Source organism: Brevibacterium sp. UCMA 11754 (assembly GCF_021532275.1).
Classification (GTDB): Bacteria; Actinomycetota; Actinomycetes; order Actinomycetales; family Brevibacteriaceae; genus Brevibacterium.
The window spans coordinates 201093-220641 of record NZ_JACBOT010000006.1; the positions used below are offsets into that span (position 1 = coordinate 201093).

General features: G+C 62.2%; 14 protein-coding genes and 1 pseudogene. 13 read left to right on the forward strand and 2 right to left on the reverse strand.

Features of this window, described 5'->3' with window-relative positions:
* Positions 1 to 137 precede the first annotated feature (137 nt).
* From HX613_RS03515 to HX613_RS03555, 9 genes are all read left to right on the forward strand, one after another.
* A complete protein-coding gene (locus HX613_RS03515) occupies positions 138 to 1430 on the forward strand; it encodes a GAF domain-containing protein (RefSeq protein WP_235344096.1) in 1293 nt (430 codons plus the stop codon).
* A 146-nt stretch (positions 1431 to 1576) separates the two neighbouring features.
* A complete protein-coding gene (gene exaC / locus HX613_RS03520) occupies positions 1577 to 3100 on the forward strand; it encodes an acetaldehyde dehydrogenase ExaC (RefSeq protein WP_235344097.1) in 1524 nt (507 codons plus the stop codon).
* 125 nt (positions 3101 to 3225) lie between these two features.
* Positions 3226 to 4245 carry an alcohol dehydrogenase AdhP gene (gene adhP, locus HX613_RS03525; RefSeq protein WP_235344110.1) on the forward strand — a complete coding sequence of 340 codons (1020 nt, stop codon included), beginning with the start codon at positions 3226 to 3228 and terminating at the stop codon, positions 4243 to 4245.
* 351 nt (positions 4246 to 4596) lie between these two features.
* Positions 4597 to 5130: a 50S ribosomal protein L10 gene (rplJ, locus tag HX613_RS03530; RefSeq protein ID WP_143921969.1), complete on the forward strand. Its 534-nt coding sequence runs from the start codon at positions 4597 to 4599 to the stop codon at positions 5128 to 5130.
* A gap of 57 nt (positions 5131 to 5187) precedes the next feature.
* On the forward strand, positions 5188 to 5568 hold the full coding sequence (gene rplL, locus HX613_RS03535; RefSeq protein WP_198398449.1) for a 50S ribosomal protein L7/L12: 381 nt from the start codon (positions 5188 to 5190) through the stop codon (positions 5566 to 5568).
* Between the two features lie 152 nt (positions 5569 to 5720).
* Positions 5721 to 6326: a hypothetical protein gene (locus HX613_RS03540; protein WP_235344098.1), complete on the forward strand. Its 606-nt coding sequence runs from the start codon at positions 5721 to 5723 to the stop codon at positions 6324 to 6326.
* An 8-nt stretch (positions 6327 to 6334) separates the two neighbouring features.
* Positions 6335 to 6955: a hypothetical protein gene (locus HX613_RS03545; protein ID WP_235344099.1), complete on the forward strand. Its 621-nt coding sequence runs from the start codon at positions 6335 to 6337 to the stop codon at positions 6953 to 6955.
* Positions 6952 to 7740, forward strand: coding sequence for a hypothetical protein (locus tag HX613_RS03550; protein WP_235344100.1), 789 nt, complete (start codon positions 6952 to 6954; stop codon positions 7738 to 7740). The genes HX613_RS03545 and HX613_RS03550 overlap by 4 nt, the downstream gene beginning before the upstream one ends.
* Complete coding sequence (locus HX613_RS03555) at positions 7737 to 8894, forward strand: hypothetical protein (protein WP_235344101.1); 1158 nt, start codon at positions 7737 to 7739, stop codon at positions 8892 to 8894. Before HX613_RS03550 ends, HX613_RS03555 begins: the two co-directional genes overlap by 4 nt.
* On the opposite strand, the gene HX613_RS03560 is transcribed toward HX613_RS03555, so the two are convergent.
* Complete coding sequence (locus tag HX613_RS03560) at positions 8866 to 9678, reverse strand: MBL fold metallo-hydrolase (RefSeq protein ID WP_235344102.1); 813 nt, start codon at positions 9676 to 9678, stop codon at positions 8866 to 8868. The two genes, HX613_RS03555 and HX613_RS03560, sit on opposite strands and share 29 nt — an antisense overlap.
* 24 nt (positions 9679 to 9702) lie before the next feature.
* Here HX613_RS03560 and HX613_RS03565 point away from each other — a divergent pair, with 24 nt between their 5' ends.
* The 4 genes from HX613_RS03565 to HX613_RS03580 all read left to right on the forward strand — a co-directional run bounded on the left by HX613_RS03565 (position 9703) and on the right by HX613_RS03580 (position 18377).
* Positions 9703 to 10464 (forward strand): GNAT family N-acetyltransferase, encoded by a 762-nt coding sequence (locus HX613_RS03565; RefSeq protein WP_235344103.1) that lies wholly within the window; start codon positions 9703 to 9705, stop codon positions 10462 to 10464.
* Complete coding sequence (locus HX613_RS03570) at positions 10356 to 10760, forward strand: GNAT family N-acetyltransferase (RefSeq protein WP_328284888.1); 405 nt, start codon at positions 10356 to 10358, stop codon at positions 10758 to 10760. The genes HX613_RS03565 and HX613_RS03570 overlap by 109 nt, the downstream gene beginning before the upstream one ends.
* A gap of 196 nt (positions 10761 to 10956) precedes the next feature.
* Positions 10957 to 14436, forward strand: coding sequence for a DNA-directed RNA polymerase subunit beta (gene rpoB, locus HX613_RS03575; protein WP_204234744.1), 3480 nt, complete (start codon positions 10957 to 10959; stop codon positions 14434 to 14436).
* A 68-nt stretch (positions 14437 to 14504) separates the two neighbouring features.
* Entirely contained in the window at positions 14505 to 18377 is a 3873-nt protein-coding gene (locus HX613_RS03580) for a DNA-directed RNA polymerase subunit beta' (protein WP_328284889.1), read from the forward strand.
* A 328-nt stretch (positions 18378 to 18705) separates the two neighbouring features.
* On the opposite strand, the pseudogene HX613_RS03585 reads toward HX613_RS03580, so the two are convergent.
* Positions 18706 to 19549 (reverse strand): annotated as a pseudogene (locus HX613_RS03585) (ATP-dependent 6-phosphofructokinase); the annotation flags it as partial.

Below are 19549 nucleotides of genomic sequence, written 5' to 3' on the forward strand. Positions count from 1 at the left end.
GTTCAGCAGTTCTGGGCGGGAAGTGAGATAATCACTTCCCGCCCTTTCTGTTCCCTGAGAACCTTCATTCGGTGTTGCCTGGATCAGGTATCGCGGATAGATTGTGAGCACCCACGATCACTGTGTGCCAACCGCCGATGGAGGTGGACAGCTCCGCCATGCATTCGACTCCGCTGCTTCGCGATGACTATCAGCGCATTGTCCGTCGTGCCCATGACAATCTGGCATCACTGACCGCACCGGAGACTTCGGGCCCGGGAGTCCGTCCAGCCGTCCTCGAGTCCTGGAACCGATCCCTCGGCCGTCTTCGCGATCCGGGTGGAGTACGTGTGCGCATGGCCTATGAGGCCGATCAGCTCGCCGAGGTGAGGCGTCGTCATCCGTTCCACTCCATCATGGGCCTGCTGCAGTCGCATCTGATCGAACCTGCCAAGGAGGCAGGGCTGCTCGTGGCGCTCGGTGATGAGCAGGGGCGTCTCCTGTGGGTCGAGGGTGAGCGCGCCGTCCGCAATCGTGCCGAGTCCATGGGCTTTGTGCCGGGCACCGACTGGTCGGAGGACGTGATGGGGACCTCCGCTCCCGGACTCGCTCTGCGCTCGCGCACTGCCGTGCAGATCAGTCAGGCCGAGCACTTCTCCGCCGAGGTGCACTCGTGGAGCTGCAGTGCAGTGCCAGTGACCCATCCGCTGACCGGTCAGGTGCTGGGCATCATCGACGTCACCGGCGGTGATGACGCGGTATCGTCCATCGTCCTGCCGTTGCTGAATTCCACGGCTCAGGCCGCCGGCGCCGGATTGTCGAAGCTCTACACCCCGGACTCCGGTGGACTGTCTCCTGTCGGTACCGGTGACGGTGCCTATCTCGAAGTCACCGGGGCCCGTCCCCAGCTCTCGAGCCCTGACGGCACCCGAATCACACTGTCGGGACGACATGCTGAGATCCTGCTGCTCCTGGCGCGCAACCCCGGCGGCATCAGCAGCGCCGGGCTCGCTGACCGGCTGTGGGCGCTCGGTGGAAGTGAAGTCACTGTCCGGGCGGAGATCGCGCGTCTGCGCAGAACGATTGACCACCTCGGCGACCTGCGCCTCGATGCCCGCCCCTACCGACTGCGGGGAGACATCGACAGCGACGTCGAGCGCACGCACCGGGGCCTGGCCCAAGGGGACGTGGAGACCGCGCTCAACTTCTATCAGGGGCAGGTGCTGCCCGATTCCGATGCGCCCGGCGTCCGGGAGATCGGTGCTGAGCTGCAGGCGCTGATTCGGGAGAGTCTGCTGCAGAACGGAACCTGGCAGCAGCTGTGGCGCTATGCGGGATTGGCCGAAGCTCGCGAGGATTCGGAAGTGCTGATGTCGGTGCTGCGCCTGGCCCCACCCGAAGCACCCGAACGCAACGCGGCCGTCGTGCGACTCGAAGCCCTCGGATACTGAGCAGGTCCCTCGGATACTGAGTCTAAGGACCTGGAGCTGACGGCTCTTCCTATGTGATGCAACCCACATGCAACGTTGCCCTGCGTAGTGTGTGGAGCAATCGGAGACAGACATCCGATCGCCGCATACGCATCAAAGGAGTTGCAATGACTGTTTACGCTCAGCCTGGTCAAGACGGATCGCTCGTCACCTTCAAATCACGGTACGAGAACTTCATCGGCGGACAGTGGGTCGCTCCCGTCAACGGGAACTATTTCGAGAACCCGACACCGATTACGGGCAAGGCGTTCTGCGAAGTGCCCGCCAGCACCGCAGAGGACATCGAACTCGCACTCGACGCCGCCCACAAGGCGGCTCCCGGCTGGGGCAAGACCTCGCCTGCGGAGCGCGCCGTGATCTTGAACAAGATCGCTGACCGGATCGAGGAGAACCTCGAGATGATCGCGGTGGCCGAGACCTGGGACAACGGCAAGGCAGTCCGCGAATGCCTCAACGCCGACATTCCCCTGGCCATCGATCACTTCCGCTACTTCGCAGGGGCGATCCGGGCACAGGAGGGCGGCCTCTCTCAGATCGATGACGACACGGTGGCCTATCACTTCCACGAGCCGCTCGGCGTGGTCGGCCAGATCATTCCCTGGAACTTCCCGATCCTCATGGGCGTGTGGAAGATCGCGCCGGCGCTGGCCGCAGGCAATGCCATCGTCCTCAAGCCTGCCGAGCAGACTCCGGCCTCGATCCTCGTGCTGATGGAACTCATTGCGGACCTGCTTCCCGAGGGAGTCCTCAACGTCGTCAACGGCTTCGGGCTCGAAGCGGGCAAGCCCCTGGCATCGAACAAGCGGATCTCGAAGATCGCGTTCACCGGTGAGACGACCACGGGCCGCCTCATCATGCAGTACGCCTCGCAGAACATCATCCCGGTCACCCTGGAACTCGGCGGCAAGTCCCCGAACATCTTCTTCGACGACGTCAACGCCTCAGATGACTCCTACTGGGACAAAGCCCAAGAGGGCTTCACCATGTTCGCCCTCAACCAGGGCGAGGTCTGCACCTGCCCGTCGCGCGCACTGGTCCAGGAATCGATCGCCGATCCCTTCCTCGAAGCGGTTGCGGAACGGACGAAGAAGATCGTGCAGGGCAACCCTCTCGACACCGACACGATGATGGGTGCGCAGGCCTCGAACGACCAGTTCGAGAAGATCATGTCCTACCTCGACATCGGAAGGCAGGAGGGCGCCGAGGTGCTCACCGGCGGAGCCCGGGCCGACCTCGGCGGGGACCTGTCCGGCGGCTATTACGTGCAGCCGACCATCTTCAGGGGCAACAACAAGATGCGGATCTTCCAGGAGGAGATCTTCGGCCCCGTCGTCTCGGTAGCCACCTTCAGCGACTACGACGATGCCATCGCCACGGCGAACGACACTCTCTACGGACTGGGCGCCGGGGTCTGGTCGCGCAATGGCAACACCGCCTACCGCGCGGGCCGGGACATCCAGGCCGGTCGTGTGTGGGTCAACAACTACCACGCCTACCCGGCACATGCGGCCTTCGGAGGCTACAAGGCGTCGGGCATCGGACGTGAGAACCACCTGATGATGCTCGATCACTACCAGCAGACGAAGAACCTGCTGGTCAGCTACTCGGAGAACGCCCAGGGCTTCTTCTGACCCCAATTGCTACCCGACGGCGGCGCAGCAACCTCGCGCCACGTTGCTGGGCCGCCGTCAGGTAGTTCCACCACAAGTTCAAACCCCGCAGCGCCTCATCAACCATCATTACAAAGGAGTCCATGATGTCAGACATGAAAGCAGCAGTCGTCAAAGAATTCGGCAAGGATCTCGCCGTCGAAGACAACGAGATTCCCGAGCCCGGTCCCGGGCAGGCGCTGATCAAACTCATCGCCTCGGGGGTCTGCCACACCGACCTGCACGCGGCGCACGGCGACTGGCCGGTCAAACCGAAGGTTCCCCTCATCCCCGGCCACGAAGGCGTCGGAACCGTCGAGAAAGTCGGGCCCGACGTCACCGATGTCAAGGTCGGACAGATGATCGGAAACGCCTGGCTGTGGAGTGCCTGCGGAACATGCGAGCACTGCCGCCAAGGGTGGGAGACGCTCTGCGAGCAGCAGGTCAACGGCGGCTACGGAATCGACGGATCGTTCGGTGAGTACATGCTCGTCGACACGAAGTTCGCCGCCATCATCCCGGAGGGATCCGACCCCTATGAGATTGCGCCCGTCCTGTGTGCCGGCGTCACCGTCTACAAGGGACTCAAGCGCACCGAGGTGAAGCCCGGCCAATGGGTCGTCATCTCAGGCATCGGCGGGCTCGGCCACATCGCCGTGCAGTATGCGGTGGCGATGGGGATGCGCGTCATCGCCGTCGACGTCGCCGATGACAAGCTGGCGCTGGCGAAGAAGCACGGAGCGGAGATTACGGTCAACGCCTTTGCTGAGGAGCCGGCCGACATCATCCAGGAGAAGGTTGGAGGCTCACACGGTGTGCTCGTCACGGCGGTGCACCCGAAAGCGTTCGGGCAGGCGATCTCAATGACTCGCCGAGGCGGCACCATCGTCTTCAACGGGCTGCCCCCGGGCGAGTTCCCGGCGCCGATCTTCGACATCGTCCTCAAGGGGCTGACGATCCGCGGTTCGATCGTCGGCACCCGCCAGGACATGGTGGAAGCCTTGGAGTTCTACGCAGCGGGCAAGATCCACCCGACGTTCACCAAGCGGCCGCTCGAGGACATCAATGCGATCTTCGACGAGATGATCCACGGCAAGATCGACGGCCGAGTAGTCATCGAGTACTGATCCCAACTGCTACCTGACGGCGGCCCAGATACCTCGCGCGAGGTTGCTGGGCCGCCGTCAGGTAGTTTTGGGAGGTGTGGCCAGCATCTCTATCATCGATTGGACTTGGCGCGAAGTCCTTCGATAGACTTCAACTACCCAAGACCGTCGGTCTTTTCGGAACCAGCAGAATTCGCAATCGGATCCTGTTGCCCGGAAACGAAGACTCCACTGGAGTGACCTGCGCAGGTGAGCACGAGATTCTTCCGATGAGTTCCTATGGACTCATCATTCGAAGCGTTTCACGCATACCTGCGTGGAGCGCTTTTTTGGTGTTGGGACACGATCGCACGACTTACGAAAGGAACTACCATGGCGAGGCCAGACAAGGCAGCCGCAGTAGAGGAGCTCAAACAGCAGTTTGAGAACTCCGACGCTGTGTTGCTGACCGAGTACCGCGGTCTCACCGTTGCGCAGATGAAAGATCTGCGCGTTTCACTCGGTGAGAACGTCAGCTACGCCGTGGTAAAGAATACGCTCACTGCTATTGCAGCCAAAGAAGCCGGAATCAACGATCTCGATGAGTTCCTCAACGGACCCACCGCGATCGCATTCGTCAACGGTGAACCACCAGAGGCTGCAAAGGCATTGCGTAACTTTGCCAAGGCGAATTCTCAGCTCGTATTGAAGGGCGGCTACTGGGATGGTGCCGTCCTCAGTGCTGAGAATGTCAACAAACTCGCCGACCTCGAACCACGCGAAGTGCTGCTTGCAAAGGCAGCTGGTGCAATGAAGGCAAGCCTCCACCAGGCGGCTTACCTATTCACCGCTCCGATGGTCAAGGCCGTGCGCACTGTCGACGCTCTGCGCGAGAAGCAGGACGACGCTCCTGCATCAGACGCCTGAGCAACACCCCATAAACCCGGTCGCTCAAAGTGACCACCAAAGGAAGGACTGGCCACCATGGCTAAGCTCACCCCCGAAGAGCTCATCGAAGGCTTCAAAGAGCTCACACTGATCGAACTCTCCGACTTCGTCAAGAAGTTCGAAGAGGTCTTCGAAGTTGAAGCTGCTGCACCTGCCGCTGCTGTTGCCGCTGCACCTGCTGCCGCTGCTGAGGTTGCCGAAGAGCAGACCGAATTCGACGTCATCCTCGAATCGGCCGGCGAGAAGAAGGTTCCCGTCATCAAGGAAGTTCGTGGGCTCACCTCCCTCGGACTGAAGGAAGCCAAGGACCTCGTCGACGGCGCTCCTAAGGCTGTCCTCGAAGGCGTGTCGAAGGACGCAGCCGAGAAGGCCAAGGAAACCCTCGAGGGCGCGGGCGCAACCGTCACCCTCAAGTGATTTCTCTGGCAGCAGTCTGACTGCTGCCGCTTCGAAGAACCCCACAGCCGATGCTGTGGGGTTCTTCGCATTCACAGTGCGAGCCGGCGATGTTGCAGGACCGCAACGTGCTGCGACTTCGGCGATAGCCTGCCCTGACCTATTCTTAGGTGGTGGCTGACAGCGCCACTGACACCAAACTGCTGAAGAGGCTGAGTTCCACACTCCGTGACGCCTGGCAGAGCGATCCTCTTTACATCGATCCGATCATTGCGCCGGGACTCACCGACAGTCAGAAGACGGCGGTCGAGCACGCATCGAAGCAGGCAGGGCAGTCGGGCGTTTCCCATTTCGTCGCGATTACGCCTGCGCTGCCGGGATCAGACGAGTCGAAATGGGCCCGTTTCACCTCTGACCTCGCATATGCGATGCACAAAGACAGCGGCGGAGAACAGACCATCGTCCTCTTCAGCCAGGCAGACGATGCCGCTCGATCCTACGCCTATCTCGTCGATGCGAATGGGCCGGCTATACCGCCGGGCTCGGACTTTCTGGCCCGTTCGTCCAGTGACGACTTTCTGCCTGTCGAACTGGCAGTGCCCTATCAGCTGCAGATTCTCGTCGCGGCTGTGAAGGGGCCGAACCTCCGGCGCCCCCGGACTTCGACACTCGCGATGCAGGGGATCGCAATGAGGACTATATCGAAGCCACCGGACTGGACAATGGCAACCCGGACGCCCTCGTCTTCGGTGCGACGGCAATTGCCGCCCTGGGGCTGAGCATCTGGGTGCTGCGCCGTCGGGAAAAGTACTCCTGGCGGAACTCACTGACGACGAAACCGGACCCCGTCAGGACGCAGCAGCTGCCTGAGCGCGTAGAGAGTGCGCTCGAACCGCTTCCCGAGCCGCAGGATTCCACCGAAGAGATGTGGTCGCTGTATGACCGCGGTCGACGAGTGCAAGAGGCGATCAGATCGCTCATCACGGCTCATCCCGATTGGGCTGAGAGCGTCGACTTCTCGCATCGCTTCGGTGTTGAGAACCTGCTGAGCACGCACAAATGGGTACGTGCTCGGCTTCGCGGTTCGACAAAGGTCAGCTCCGAAGCACCTCGGTTCTGCTTCATCTTCCCCCACCACCGAAACAAGGTCGAGACGTTCGCGCTCAAACAGGACGGGACCACTCTGACAGTCGACAGGTGCGATCGCTGTCGCCGTGAAATCAACGACGGGCACGAACCGGAGTGCCTTATGGTGCCCAAACGGCCCGGATCGAAGAAGCCCGTTCCCTACTATCAGCGCTCCGATGTCTACGCACTGTCGGGGTTCGGCAGCTTTCAGCCCCTCGAGGACGCAGTCCTTGAGGGGCTGGGAACACCGTCTGCGTCCGCGACAGGAGGACGAAGATGAACACGGCAGCGAAATTGGGTGCGGCGATCATCATCTTCGGTGCTGTCGCAACCGGTTCGTCGATCTACAGCTACTCCGAATTCGACGCGGCCAGAGATGCTCGCATCGTCGCTGAAAAGGGCGACACGATCACGGTCGATTCGATCTATCTCGATCGTATCGAGGGCCGCTACGACCCGAACTACGATCGGAGTCGGTACCAGAAGATCGCAGAGTCGCTGCAGTCCGACCCGATCTATATCGACGCCTATCAGGCATTCGAAGTCGATGACGAGAACCTGGCGACGGTCAGAGCCGAAGTCAAAGACCTCGACATGCCGATCTACGTCGCGTTCCTGGCCACCTCGCAGGTCGATGATGCGGATGGACAATCTGAACTTCTGGCCGGGCGGATCGCCGAGGAGCTGCCCGACAAGCGCGCCACAGTGGTCGTGATCGGGGGAGTGACCGAAGGTATTGCCGACAAGGGAGCCGGCCGGCGCGTGGCTTCCTACGATGTCGCCACAGACGTCGACGATAATCATTCGGCCGTGGCGCGCAGATACGTGGAAGCGCTCAAGGCGGCCGAAGTCGAGGACTCGAAGTCCAGCAGCTCGAGAAGTCTCGACGACGAGCTGCAGCCGATCGTCGTCGATGAGGACACTTCCACCGATCCGAGCACGTTGGCCTATTCGAGCGGCGCAGCCGTCGGGGGTGCGGCGCTTGGCCTCTTCGTCGGCGGTGGTCTGGGAATCGGGGGAGTCCTGGCGTGGAGGGCGATCAAGAAGAGGAAGCAGAACACGTGACAACTGATGCACAGCAGATTGCCGAGGCACTCAAAGACGACCCGTTCCACTTCGACGGGGCGGTCGAGGGGTCTCTCAATGCGGATCTCATCAACCAGGCTCGGGAGAAGGCGAAGGGATTGGACTATGACGTCTATGTCATCGCGATCGATGAGCACTCCCTGAACCGAGATCTGCTGGAGCAGATCAAGGTGTTCAACGGGGGCGAAGGTTCGTTCGTCATGATCAACGGCGAATCTCAGATCGCTGTCGATGTGAACTTCGCGGACAACCATGATCTCAGTATGCAGGTGATGGATCAGCTGTCCATCGCCCGTGACGAGTGGAACAGCAGCTCTCCGTCGACGACGAAGCTCAACATCCTCCTCGACCTCTATGCGCAACCGCAGGAATACAAGCAAGAAGAAGCCGTCACCGGCCAGGAAGCGCCCGGCAGCGAGGTCCAGACCGTTGACGGCTCGGGTTCCTTTGCTCCGATGTTCCTCGGCGGGGCGGTACTCATCCTCGCTCTCGTCATCGCCGGTATCTGGTTCACCCGCTCGCGACGGCAGCGTCGCGAGGTGACGCGGACGCAGCAGCGATTCCAGCTGCCCGATCGGCTGCTGAACCGCGTCGACAGCCTGCAGCGGCGATCATTGCGCGAGAACATCAATGCCGACACGACGCAACTGGCCGGGGAGATCGATCGGCTGCAGACGCAGAATCTCAACGCGGTGAGTGCTGCCAGCGTCGAGCTCGGACTCGACGCCTATCAGATGGCCCGCACGATCGTCGGCGATGAAACATCCGAACGCATCGATCTGGCCGGAGCGATGGTCCTCCTCCGGCAGGCGGGACGCGAAATCGCCGAGGTGGGTGCCGCCAGGAAGAGGAAGCCCAGTCCCGGTGCACGAAGCGGACTGCCGCAGAGTCTGTGCACCATCAATCCGCTGCACGGAGAGGCGCAGTCCACGACGCGCCTCGATGCCGATGCCTCCGGTGTGCGCGTGCCCGTCTGCGGAAGCTGTCAGAACGACCGACAGCGCGGCAACCAACTGCAGTGGATCTTCGACGGTGATCGGCCCTATGTCGAAGGCGACAGCGTGTGGGCGCAGACTCTGTTCGGCGCCATCGGCTCAGACCTCGTCACCGCCCTGCACCGGCAGGGAAGATGACCTGCTCGCGGGGGAAGCTCCGGTCATGGTCACCCGGCATGACACGAGCGGGCAGAGCCACCTCGGCGTCGGCTTGCTTCGATCTCAGACCGTCGATGTCCTCAAGCTGACGTTCGACGAAGTCCCGGTCAACGGGCACTCCATGCCCGGGTACGAACACTGTGGTCTCGGGGAAGGACAGCAGCGTGTGCAGGCTGGTCACCCACTCGCTCAGTGAAGCATCGTCGCCTGCCTGTGGGGGAGCTCCCTCCTCCACCAGGTCACCGGTGAACACGATGCCCTGATCGGGCAGGCGCACGACGAGATCTGCTGTGGAATGCCCGCCCAACACGTGGAATTCGACCCGACAGTCCCCGAGGTCAAGCACAACCTCCGACTCAACGGCATCGACGGGGGAGACGTCGACGATGAGGTCGCTCGGATCCTCGGGCAGCTCGGATGCGAATTCGGCGGTCTCGGGGGCGTTGCGGACGGCGTCGAGGGCGATCCATGCGGTCGCCTCCTGGTCTCCGGCGAAGGACTCGGAGACGTGGAAGGTCTCGATTCCCGCTGCGGCCAGGGTGGCATTGCCGAAGAAATGATCCCAATGGTCATGAGTGATGACGGCCTCAATGGGATTGACGCCGCCAGTGACCTCGAGGCTCAGATGCTGTGCCGTGTCGGCCAGATGCTTCGCCGTGCTGGGCCCCGGGCCCGAGTCGACGATGAGGCTGGCGCGGGAGCCGGTGATGATTCCGCAGTTGACCGCGGCCGGATTCTGAGAGAGAACACTGACATTGACCATGGGTGCAGTCTAGAATGTCAGCCCATGGAGATCACTCACATCCCAGCCGGATCTCGCAGTGGCGAAGAGATCGAGAGCATCCTCGCCGAGGTGCTCGACTTCGATACGCTCATCAACGAAGCATCGGGGCTCGGCACCGATTTCGACCCCCGCGCAGACGAGGTGCGGCGGGAGTTGCTCTCACCCACGCAATACCTGAGCAATCAGACGTGGATCGGTCGGCTCGGCCGGGCCATCGTGGCCAAAGGAATCGCCTACCTGGCATTGCAGGACAACCTCGATGTCGCCGACGTGTGGTGCTCGGTCCACCCTGAGCTGCGCGGACAGGGACTGGGTTCCGAACTGCTGGCTGAGATGGAGACGAATCTGGCAGCTCAGGGCCGAACACAGCTGACCAGCTACTGCGAGATCCCCCCATCGGCTCGTGACGCCGATCTGCGGGGTGCGCATCTCGCGGCCGATTCCGGCACGGGAAGTCTGCCCGCGAATCAGCCGGACGTCGCCTTCCTCATCCGACACGGCTTCGCCTTCAAGCAGCTCGAGCGGTGCTCCGTGGCGAATTCCGCCACGGAGCACCGCTCGAGCTGCTTGAAGGCGAAGCCGGCTACACGATCGAGACGTGGGACGGGCCGACGCCTGAACATCGGCTCGACGCGGTCGCACTTCTGCACCAGAGGATGTCGACGGACACCCCCGGCGCCGAAGAATTCGGTGAGGAGGAGGCGTGGGACGCCGCACGGGTCCGTGCCCTCGACGCGAAGCGGACCACGGACCGGGAGCTGGTGAGCACGGCACTGGCGCTCAAAGGGGAGGCGGCCGCCGGCTTCACCGAGGTCGCGCACTTCGACGAACGCCCTGAGGTCGGGTGGCAGGGATCGACTCTGGTGACGCGAGAACACCGCGGACACGGACTCGGGGCGGCACTGAAGATCGCCAATCACGTTGCGTTGGCGGAGTATACCGGCGTGGAGCGAATCTACACGTGGAATGCGGTGGAGAACTCGTGGATGCTTCTCATCAATGACAGGGCGGGATTCGCAACCTGGGCCTGGGTCGGTCTGTGGAAGAAGCGTCTTGCATGACTTGACCGATTGCTATAAGCTTGATATTTGCGTTGATCTGCCTGTGGCGTGCCTTCATATAGCGGGGGGCACCTCATTTCCACTCAAGTGAACCACGTTGTCGCCCGGTGTCGAAATCTGACACACCTGGGGCCGTCGACGTGACTTCGGGTGGAGGGTCAACCTATCAATTGGTGAAGCACTCGGAAGGATCCCATTGGCCGCCGCCAACGATAACACCAGGACCGCTAACGCCCCCAAGAGAATCTCCTTCGCGAAGATTCGCGAACCGCTCGAGGTTCCCGATCTGCTCGGTCTGCAGACAGACAGCTTCGATTGGCTCATCGGCTCGGAAGCGTGGCAGGACCGCGTCGCCGAGGCCATTGAAATCGGAGACGATTCCGTAGCAACCACCTCGGGACTCGAAGATATCTTCGAAGAGATCTCACCGATCGAGGACTTCGGTGGATCGATGTCGCTGTCGTTCCGGGAGCACCGGTTCGAAGCCGCCAAGTACTCCATCGATGAGTGCAAGGAACGCGACATGACCTATTCGGCGCCACTGTATGTGACCGCCGAATTCATGAACAACAACACCGGCGAGATCAAGAGCCAGACCGTCTTCATGGGTGACTTCCCCCTCATGACCGACAAGGGCACGTTCATCGTCAACGGCACCGAGCGTGTCGTCGTCTCGCAGCTCGTGCGTTCGCCCGGTGCGTACTTCGAGTCCAGCGTCGACAAGACCACTGACAAGGACATCTTCACCGCGAAGATCATCCCTTCCCGTGGTGCATGGCTGGAGTTCGAGGTCGACAAGCGCGACCAGGTCGGCGTTCGCCTTGACCGCAAGCGCAAGCAGTCGGTCACCGTGCTGCTCAAGGCCCTCGGCTGGTCCGAAGCGAAGATCCTCGAGGAGTTCGGCGAGTTCGAATCCATCCGCGAGACCATGGCCAAGGACACGGTCAACACGCAGGACGAAGCGCTGCTCGACATCTACAAGAAGCTGCGCCCGGCAGAGCCTGCGACCGCTGAAGCGGCACGCAACCTGCTCAACAACCTGTACTTCAACCCCAAGCGCTACGACCTGGCCAAGGTCGGCCGCTACAAGGTCAACCGCAAGCTGGGCGTCGATGCACCGCTGAGCGACTCGGTCCTGTCGACCGACGACGTGGTTGCGACCATCCGCTACCTCGTGTCCCTGCACGCAGGCGTTGACACCTCCAAGGGTGTCCGTGACGGCGAGGACATCGAGCTCAACGTCAAGCTCGATGACATCGACCACTTCGGCAACCGTCGCATCCGTGCAGTCGGCGAGCTCATCGAGAACCAGGTCCGCACCGGACTCTCTCGCATGGAGCGCGTCGTCCGTGAGCGCATGACGACCCAGGACGTCGAAGCGATCACGCCTCAGACCCTGATCAACATCCGCCCCGTGGTGGCTGCGATCAAGGAGTTCTTCGGCACCTCGCAGCTCTCGCAGTTCATGGATCAGAACAACCCGCTCGCGGGTCTGACTCACAAGCGCCGCCTCTCTGCTCTGGGACCTGGTGGTCTCTCGCGTGACCGTGCCGCCATGGAAGTCCGTGACGTTCACCCATCGCACTACGGACGTATGTGCCCGATCGAGACTCCCGAGGGCCCGAACATCGGTCTGATCGGCTCGCTGGCCTCCTACGCCCGCATCAACCCGTTCGGCTTCATCGAGACGCCTTACCGCAAGGTCGTCGATGGTGTCGTCACCGATGACACCGAGTACCTGACTGCCGACGATGAGCTCGAGTTCAACATCGCGCAGGCCAATGCGCCGCTGACCGAAGAGCAGCGCTTCGCCGAAGTCGAAGTTCTCGCACGTCCTAAGGGCGGCGGCGGCGAAGCCGAGCTGGTCCAGTACGACACGATTGACTTCATGGACGTCTCCGCGCGTCAGATGGTGTCTGTTGCGTCCGCACTGATTCCGTTCCTCGAGCACGATGACGCGAACCGTGCCCTCATGGGTGCGAACATGCAGCGTCAGGCTGTGCCGCTGGTGATGTCGGAGTCCCCAGTCGTGGGCACCGGCATGGAATACCGTGCCGCTGTCGACGCCGGCGACGTCATCACTGCCGATCGCCCAGGCGTCGTCACAGAGGTATCCGCCGACTTCGTCACCGTTCTGGCTGACGATGGCACGATGCAGACCTACCGCGCTTCGAAGTTCAAGCGTTCCAACCACGGAACCTCGTACAACCAGCGCATCATCGTCGACGAGGGCGATCGCGTCGAGCCAGGCACGGTTCTGGCAGACGGACCGTCGACTCAGAACGGTGAGATGGCGCTGGGCAAGAACCTCCTCGTGGCATTCATGTCATGGGAAGGCTACAACTTCGAGGATGCGATCATCCTCTCCCAGCGTCTCGTCCAAGACGACGTTCTGTCCTCGATCCACATCGAGGAGCACGAGGTCGATGCTCGCGACACCAAGCTCGGTGCCGAGGAGATCACTCGCGACATTCCGAACATCTCGCCGGATGCCCTGGCAGACCTCGACGACCGCGGAATCATCCGCATCGGCGCCGAAGTCACCGACGGCGACATCCTCGTCGGCAAGGTCACCCCGAAGGGTGAGACCGAGCTGACGCCCGAAGAGCGCCTGCTGCGCGCGATCTTCGGTGAGAAGTCCCGCGAAGTCCGCGACACCTCGCTGCGTGTGCCGCACGGCGAGATCGGCACCGTCATCGGTGTCCGCGTCTTCGACCGCGAGGAAGACGACGAGCTCTCGCCGGGCGTCAACCAGATGGTCCGCGTCTACGTCGCTCAGCGCCGTAAGATCACCATCGGTGACAAGATGGCCGGTCGTCACGGCAACAAGGGTGTCATCTCGACCATCCTGCCTGTTGAGGACATGCCGTTCCTGGCCGACGGAACCCCCGTCGACATCATCCTCAACCCGCACGGTGTTCCGCGTCGTATGAACATCGGCCAGGTCTTCGAAGTCCACCTCGGATGGATCTCGAAGCAGGGTTGGAAGATCGAGGGCAACCCCGAGTGGGCTGCCGAACTGCCGGATGCCGCTCGCGAAGCCGAGGCCGGCACAAACCTGGCGACCCCGGTCTTCGACGGCGCACACGAGCAGGAGCTGCGTGGACTGCTGGACTCGACGACTCCGAACCGCGATGGGGATCGACTCATCGATTCCTCGGGCAAGGCCCAGCTGTTCGACGGTCGCTCCGGAGAGCCGTTCCCGTACCCGATCGCAGTCGGCTACATGTACATGCTCAAGCTCCACCACCTCGTCGACGACAAGATCCACGCGCGTTCGACCGGTCCGTACTCGATGATCACCCAGCAGCCGCTCGGTGGTAAGGCACAGTTCGGCGGTCAGCGCTTCGGTGAGATGGAAGTGTGGGCCCTCGAGGCCTACGGTGCGGCGTACACGCTGCAGGAACTGCTGACGATCAAGTCCGATGACATCCCGGGCCGTGTGAAGGTCTACGAAGCCATCGTCAAGGGCGAGAACCTGCCCGATCCGGGAATCCCGGAGTCGTTCAAGGTCCTCATCAAGGAGATGCAGTCCCTGTGCCTCAACGTCGAAGTTCTGTCTTCGGACGGAGCCGAGGTTGAGATGCGTGACGGCGAGGACGAGGTCTACCGGGCAGCTGAAGAGCTCGGCATCGACCTGTCACGCCGTGAAGCCCAGACCGTAGAAGAAGTCTGAGGACTTCCACTTCAACCGACACAACTTCGCGATGAACTCGACGTTCATCGCCAGGAAAGAGGATTTACGTGCCTGACGTCAATTTCTTTGATGAGCTACGTATCGGTCTTGCCACTGCGGAATCCATCCGCGGCTGGTCACACGGTGAGGTGAAAAAGCCTGAGACCATCAACTACCGCACACTCAAGCCCGAGAAGGACGGACTCTTCTGCGAGAAGATCTTCGGTCCGACCCGCGACTGGGAGTGCGCCTGCGGCAAATACAAGCGTGTCCGCTTCAAGGGCATCATCTGTGAGCGCTGCGGCGTCGAGGTGACCCGCGCCAAGGTTCGCCGTGAGCGCATGGGACACATCGAGCTGGCCGCACCGGTCACTCACATCTGGTACTTCAAGGGCGTTCCTTCGCGCTTGGGCTACCTGCTGGACCTGGCACCGAAGGACCTGGAGAAGGTCATCTACTTCGCTGCCTACATGATCACCTCGGTGGACGAGGACTCTCGCCACCGTGATCTGCCCAGCCTGCAGAACAAGATCGACATCGAGAAGCAGCAGATCGGCACTCGCCGTGACGCCGACATCGATCGTCGTGCCAAGAAGCTCGAAGAGGACCTGGCAGCTCTCGAGGCCGACGGCGGCTCCGCCCCGGCAAAGAAGAAGCTGCGCGATGTCGCCGAGAAGGAAATGGAGAAGCTGCGCAAGAACGCCGACCGTGAGGTCGACCGCCTTGAGCAGGTGTGGGACCGGTTCAAGAGCCTCAAGGTCAATGACCTCGAAGGCGATGAGAGCCTGTACCGCGAGATGTTCCACCGTTTCGGTCTCTACTTCACCGGTGCCATGGGCGCCGAGGCGATCCAGAAGCGTCTGCTCGAATTCGACCTCGAGGCCGAGTCCGAGAAGCTGCGCGAACTCATCGCCACGGGTAAGGGCCAGCGCAAGACCCGCGCCCTGAAGCGTCTCAAGGTCGTCAACGCGTTCCTGACCACTGACAACAACCCCGAGGGTATGGTCCTCGACGTTGTTCCCGTGGTGCCGCCGGAACTGCGCCCGATGGTGCAGCTCGACGGTGGACGTTTCGCCACGTCTGACCTCAACGACCTCTACCGTCGTGTGATCAACCGCAACAACCGCCTCAAGCGTCTGTTGGACCTCGGTGCCCCCGAGATCATCGTCAACAACGAGAAGCGGATGCTGCAGGAAGCCGTCGACTCGCTGTTCGACAACGGCCGTCGCGGTCGTCCGGTGACCGGACCGGGCAACCGTCCGCTGAAGTCACTGTCGGACATGCTCAAGGGCAAGCAGGGACGTTTCCGTCAGAACCTTCTGGGCAAGCGTGTGGACTACTCGGGCCGTTCGGTCATCGTGGTCGGTCCGCAGCTGCACCTGCACCAGTGCGGTCTGCCTAAGACCATGGCTCTGGAACTGTTCAAGCCCTTCGTGATGAAGCGTCTGGTCGATCTCAACCATGCGCAGAACATCAAGTCGGCAAAGCGGATGGTCGAGCGTCAGCACCCTCAGGTGTGGGACGTCCTCGAAGAGGTCATCACCGAACATCCGGTGCTGCTCAACCGTGCACCTACTCTGCACCGTCTGGGCATCCAGGCGTTCGAACCACAGCTCATCGAGGGCAAGGCCATCCAGCTGCACCCCCTCGTCTGCTCGGCGTTCAACGCTGACTTCGACGGTGACCAGATGGCAGTTCACCTGCCGCTGAGCCCCGAGGCTCAGGCAGAGGCACGCGTGCTGATGCTCTCGGCGAACAACATCCTCAAGCCTTCGGACGGCAAGCCCGTGACCATGCCCTCGCAGGACATGATCATCGGTCTGTACCACCTGACCTCCGAGCGCAAGGGTCTGGCCGGCGAAGGACGCTCCTTCACCGGTCTGGGCGAAGCCATCATGGCCTTCGATCGTGGAGAGCTGGACCTCGGTTCGGTCATCACGATCCGTCTTGAGAACGTCGTCCCCGGCGACGATCTTGAGGTTCCCGAAGGCTGGGAGGCCGGCGATCCGCTGGACGTGCAGACCACTCTGGGTCGCGCACAGTTCAACGACTACCTGCCTGCCGACTACACGTACGTGAACTCCACGATCGACAAGAAGGCACTCAGCCGCATCGTGAACTACCTGGCCGAGGAATACCCCAAGGTCGAGGTCGCACACACCTTGGACAACTTCAAGGCCGGCGGCTTCTACTGGGCAACTCGTTCGGGAATCACCATCTCGATGTCCGATGTGGTCTCACCCGAGGCCAAGACCGAGATCATCGACGACGCGGAGGCCTTTGACACGAAGGTTCAGCAGCAGTACGAACTCGGTGCGCTCACCGACGACGAACGCCGCAACGAACTGGTCAAGCTGTGGACCGAGACGACCGAGAAGGTCGACCAGGTCATGCGGACTAACTTCCCGGAGGAGAACTCGGTTCTGCGTCTGGTGGAGTCCGGTGCATCAGGTAACTGGATGCAGGTCCGCCAGCTGGCCGGTATGCGTGGACTGGTGACGAACCCGAAGGGTGAGATCATCCCTCGCCCGATCGTCTCGAACTACCGTGAGGGACTCTCGGTGCTCGAGTACTTCATCGCCTCGCACGGTGCTCGTAAGGGTCTGGCCGATACGGCTCTGCGTACCGCTGACTCCGGTTACCTGACTCGTCGTCTCGTCGACGTGTCGCAGGACGTCATCATCCGCACTGCTGAAGCCGATACGAACAAGGGCATCACCCTGCCTGCAGCCGAGCGCGACCACGAGGGCAACCTCGTTCCACACGAGTATGCAGAGACGAGCCTCTACGGCCGTCTCACGGTCGCAGACGTCTCCGACGCCGATGGCAATGTCATCGTGCCGGCGAAGACCGACGTGACCGCGGAGACGATCGATAAGCTGGTCGCTGCCGGGATCGAAGAGCTCAAGGTTCACTCCGTGCTCACTGCTGATTCCGATACGCAGATCTCGGCCATGCACTACGGCCGTTCGATGGCGACCGGAAAGCTCGTCGACATCGGCGAAGCAATCGGCACCGTCGCTGCCCAGTCGATCGGTGAGCCGGGAACCCAGCTCACCATGCGTACCTTCCACACGGGTGGTGCGGCGGCGTCCACGGGTGACATCACCCAGGGTCTGCCGCGTGTGACCGAGCTCTTCGAAGCTCGCACACCGAAGGGCTTCGCTCCCATCGCCGAGGCGACCGGACGTGCCAAGATCGATGACAGCCGCAAGACCCGCTTCGTCGTCATCACACCCGATGACGGTGGCGAAGAGATCGAGCACGCAGTCTCCAAGCGTGCCCGCCTCCTCGTCGAGGACGGACAGAACGTCAAGGCTGGCGAACAGCTGGTCATCGGCGCTGTCGATCCGAAGCAGGTGCTGCGCATCCGCGGTCGTCGTGAGGCCGAGCGCTTCCTCGTCGAGCAGGTGCAGAAGGTGTACCGCTCGCAGGGCGTGGGCATCCACGACAAGCACATCGAGGTCATCGTGCGCCAGATGCTGCGTCGCGTGACCGTGATCGAGTCGGGCGACACGAATCTGCTGCCCGGCGAGCTGGTCGACCGTGGCCGTTACCAGGGCGAGAACCGTCGTGTGGTCGCCGAAGGCGGCCAGCCGGCATCGGCTCGTGACGAGCTCATGGGTATCACGAAGGCCTCTCTGGCCACCGATTCGTGGCTGTCCGCCGCATCCTTCCAGGAGACGACACGCGTCCTCACTGAGGCCGCAATGGAAGGCAAGTCGGACACCCTGCTCGGACTCAAGGAGAACGTCATCCTCGGTAAGCTCATCCCTGCGGGCACCGGCCTGCAGACACACCGCGACATCGTGGTGGAGCCGACCGAAGAGGCGAAGGCCGAGATGTTCACGAACAGCTACGGTGACTTCTATGCAGGCATCGGTTCCGATTCCGGATCCGCCATCCCGCTGGAGGACTACGACTACGGCGCCTTCAGCTGAAGCTGATCGTCTGAGTCGCGTCCCTGTCGCTGAGTCACCAGACTGAGCCGACAGGCACAGCAAGAGGGGCACCCACCATCAGGTGGGTGCCCCTCTTCGCTCTGTCCTATGCGGTCCCCGCGAACGCAGACGCGAACGCAGACGCGCGAGCAGAAGCACTGCCGCAGAACATCCTCGGCCCATGGCATCGAGCTCGGTCAGAAGTGCAACGGTCGGTAAGTCCGCCTTGAACATCTCGTAGTTTTCGATACGAACTTACCGACTGTTGGCCTGCCGCGGCCTCTGAACGCGTGTCTGCGTTGCGAGGCGGCCTCGTTGAGCAGGACGGCTAGCCGAAGAGGACTTGCGCCTCTTCCCAACGTTGGAGCGGCACAGACTTGAGTCGGTCGACAGCTGAAGCCATGTCGACCGAGACGATGTCGGTGCCCTTGAGACTGGCCATCTTGCCCCAGTCGCCGTTGTGCGCGAGATCTGCCGGCCATCCCCAGGCGCGTGGACAGGACTCGGTCATATGCTGTGGGGAGCCGCCTCGCTGCAGGTGGCCGAGGGTGGTGGCACGGGCCTCGATCCCGTGTGATCTCCTCGATCTTCGGCGCCAGGAAGTCTGCAATGCCGCCGAGGCGGGAGGCCCGCCCCTTGTTTTCGACACCCCGGTCCGCGACCTGCTCGTCGAGACCCTCGGGAATGAAGCCCTCGGCCACGACGACGATCGGAGCACGGCCCGGGTCCTGCCGAAGTCACCCATTCCTCGATCTGGTCGAAGGAGACGGGAAACTCCGGCATGAGGATCGCGTGAGCACCACCAGCCATTCCCGCATGCAGCGCGATCCATCCGACGTTGCGGCCCATGACCTCGATGACCATGCATCGATGATGGGACTCCGCCGTTGTGGCGGAGCGGTCGATGGACTCGGTTGCGATGGCTTGGGCCGAGTCGAAGCCGAAGGTGTAGTCGGTGCCGCTGAGATCGTTGTCGATGGTCTTGGGACACCGATGATGTTGAGTCCCTCCTCGTTCACGAGTCGGGAGGCCCCAGCCAGTGTGCCCTCGCCGCCGATCGCAACGATTGCGTCGATGCCGTGGGTGGTGTCATCACCTCGCGCATCCGCTCCGGCCCGCCGGCCTCATAGGGATGGGTGCGGGACGTGCCGAGGATGGTGCCGCCTCGGCCG

What these genes read in the sequence shown, in the direction of transcription:
- HX613_RS03515 (WP_235344096.1), top strand. Translation starts at nt 138, where the DNA reads ATGGAGGTGGACAGCTCCGCCATGCATTCGACTCCGCTGCTTCGCGAT.
- exaC (WP_235344097.1), top strand. Translation starts at nt 1,577, where the DNA reads ATGACTGTTTACGCTCAGCCTGGTCAAGACGGATCGCTCGTCACCTTC.
- adhP (WP_235344110.1), top strand. Translation starts at nt 3,226, where the DNA reads ATGTCAGACATGAAAGCAGCAGTCGTCAAAGAATTCGGCAAGGATCTC.
- rplJ (WP_143921969.1), top strand. Translation starts at nt 4,597, where the DNA reads ATGGCGAGGCCAGACAAGGCAGCCGCAGTAGAGGAGCTCAAACAGCAG.
- rplL (WP_198398449.1), top strand. Translation starts at nt 5,188, where the DNA reads ATGGCTAAGCTCACCCCCGAAGAGCTCATCGAAGGCTTCAAAGAGCTC.
- HX613_RS03550 (WP_235344100.1), top strand. Translation starts at nt 6,952, where the DNA reads ATGAACACGGCAGCGAAATTGGGTGCGGCGATCATCATCTTCGGTGCT.
- HX613_RS03560 (WP_235344102.1), bottom strand. Translation starts at nt 9,678, where the DNA reads ATGGTCAATGTCAGTGTTCTCTCTCAGAATCCGGCCGCGGTCAACTGC.
- HX613_RS03565 (WP_235344103.1), top strand. Translation starts at nt 9,703, where the DNA reads ATGGAGATCACTCACATCCCAGCCGGATCTCGCAGTGGCGAAGAGATC.
- HX613_RS03570 (WP_328284888.1), top strand. Translation starts at nt 10,356, where the DNA reads ATGTCGACGGACACCCCCGGCGCCGAAGAATTCGGTGAGGAGGAGGCG.